The sequence below is a fragment of the Stenotrophomonas sp. HMWF023 genome, from assembly GCF_003060985.1.
Classification (GTDB): Bacteria; Pseudomonadota; Gammaproteobacteria; order Xanthomonadales; family Xanthomonadaceae; genus Stenotrophomonas; species Stenotrophomonas lactitubi.
Map to the genome: position 1 here is coordinate 1 of NZ_QAIJ01000020.1, position 2,594 is coordinate 2,594.

Sequence of the window (2,594 nt, forward strand, 5' to 3'; positions counted from 1 at the left end):
GGGGGACCATCCTCCAAGGCTAAATACTACTGACCGACCGATAGTGAACCAGTACCGTGAGGGAAAGGCGAAAAGAACCCCGGAGAGGGGAGTGAAATAGATCCTGAAACCGTGTGCGTACAAGCAGTAGGAGCCTCGCAAGGGGTGACTGCGTACCTTTTGTATAATGGGTCAGCGACTTACTGTTCGTGGCAAGCTTAACCGTATAGGGGAGGCGAAGGGAAACCGAGTCTGATAAGGGCGCATAGTCGCGGGCAGTAGACCCGAAACCGGGTGATCTAGTCATGGCCAGGGTGAAGGTGCCGTAACAGGTACTGGAGGCCCGAACCCACGTCTGTTGCAAAAGACGGGGATGAGCTGTGATTAGGAGTGAAAAGCTAATCGAACCCGGAGATAGCTGGTTCTCCTCGAAAGCTATTTAGGTAGCGCCTCATATGTATCCTCTCGGGGGTAGAGCACTGTTATGGCTAGGGGGTCATCGCGACTTACCAAACCATTGCAAACTCCGAATACCGAGACGGACTGTATGGGAGACACACGGCGGGTGCTAACGTCCGTCGTGAAAAGGGAAACAACCCAGACCCACAGCTAAGGTCCCAAATTCACTGCTAAGTGGAAAACCATGTGGAAAGGCACAGACAGCCAGGAGGTTGGCTTAGAAGCAGCCACCCTTTAAAGAAAGCGTAATAGCTCACTGGTCGAGTCGGTCTGCGGGGAAGATTTAACGGGGCTAAGCAGTGAACCGAAGCTTGGGGTGTGCATATTTATATGTACGCGGTAGAGGAGCGTTCCGTAAGCCGTTGAAGGTGGATTGAGAAGTCTGCTGGAGGTATCGGAAGTGCGAATGCTGACATGAGTAACGATAATGCGGGTGAAAAACCCGCACGCCGAAAGCCCAAGGTTTCCTTGCGCAACGTTAATCGGCGCAGGGTGAGTCGGCCCCTAAGGCGAGGACGAAAGTCGTAGTCGATGGGAAGCAGGTTAATATTCCTGCACCTCGCGTAAGTGCGATGGAGGGACGGAGAAGGTTAGGCATACCGGGCGTTGGTTGTCCCGGGGAAAGGCGGTAGGTTTGGATCTTTGGCAAATCCGGGATCCTTTAAGACCGAGCACCGAGACGAGCCTTTATGGCGAAGTTGCTGATACCACGCTTCCAGGAAAAGCTCCTAAGCTTCAGCTTACGCAGACCGTACCGTAAACCGACACAGGTGGGTAGGATGAGAATTCTCAGGCGCTTGAGAGAACTCGGGTGAAGGAACTAGGCAACATGGCACCGTAACTTCGGGAGAAGGTGCACCCTTTTTGGTGGCTCGTGCGAGCTATAGCTGAAGAGGGTCGCAGTAACCAGGCCGCTGCGACTGTTTATCAAAAACACAGCACTCTGCAAACACGAAAGTGGACGTATAGGGTGTGACGCCTGCCCGGTGCTGGAAGGTTAATTGATGGGGTCAGCCGCAAGGCGAAGCTCTTGATCGAAGCCCCAGTAAACGGCGGCCGTAACTATAACGGTCCTAAGGTAGCGAAATTCCTTGTCGGGTAAGTTCCGACCTGCACGAATGGCGTAACGACAGCGGCGCTGTCTCCACCCGAGACTCAGTGAAATTGAAATCGCTGTGAAGATGCAGCGTTCCCGTGGCAAGACGGAAAGACCCCGTGAACCTTTACTATAGCTTTACACTGAACGTTGAGTTCGTCTGTGTAGGATAGGTGGGAGGCTATGAAACTGTGGCGCTAGCTGCAGTGGAGCCATCCTTGAAATACCACCCTGTCGTGCTTGACGTTCTAACCTGGGTCCATTATCTGGATCGGGGACCGTGTATGGTGGGTAGTTTGACTGGGGCGGTCTCCTCCTAAAGAGTAACGGAGGAGCTCGAAGGTACGCTCAGCGCGGTCGGACATCGCGCACTGTGTGCAAAGGCATAAGCGTGCTTGACTGCAAGATCGACGGATCAAGCAGGTAGGAAACTAGGACTTAGTGATCCGGTGGTTCTGTATGGAAGGGCCATCGCTCAACGGATAAAAGGTACTCCGGGGATAACAGGCTGATACCGCCCAAGAGTTCATATCGACGGCGGTGTTTGGCACCTCGATGTCGGCTCATCACATCCTGGGGCTGTAGTCGGTCCCAAGGGTATGGCTGTTCGCCATTTAAAGTGGTACGCGAGCTGGGTTCAGAACGTCGTGAGACAGTTCGGTCCCTATCTGCCATGGGCGTTGGAGATTTGAGAGGGGCTGCTCCTAGTACGAGAGGACCGGAGTGGACGAACCTCTGGTGTTCCGGTTGTCACGCCAGTGGCATTGCCGGGTAGCTATGTTCGGAAGCGATAACCGCTGAAAGCATCTAAGCGGGAAGCGCGCCTCAAGATGAGATCTCCCGGGGCACAAGCCCCCTGAAGGAACCATGTAGACTACGTGGTTGATAGGTCAGGTGTGTAAGTACAGCAATGTATTGAGCTAACTGATACTAATGATCCGAGAGGCTTGACCATATAACCTCAAGTTGCCTTGGCCGACATGACATGTCGATAGATCCAAGTGCACGCTACGTCACAAGACCAAACGAGAGGCAGGCGCTCAGGCGCGTCTCTTTGCAA

Annotated in this window: 1 rRNA gene; it reads left to right on the top strand. The window is 53.7% G+C overall.

Features of this window, described 5'->3' with window-relative positions:
• A 23S ribosomal RNA gene (locus DBR20_RS00645) occupies positions 1 to 2,489 on the top strand; the annotation flags it as partial.
• Positions 2,490 to 2,594: the final 105 nt, after the last annotated feature.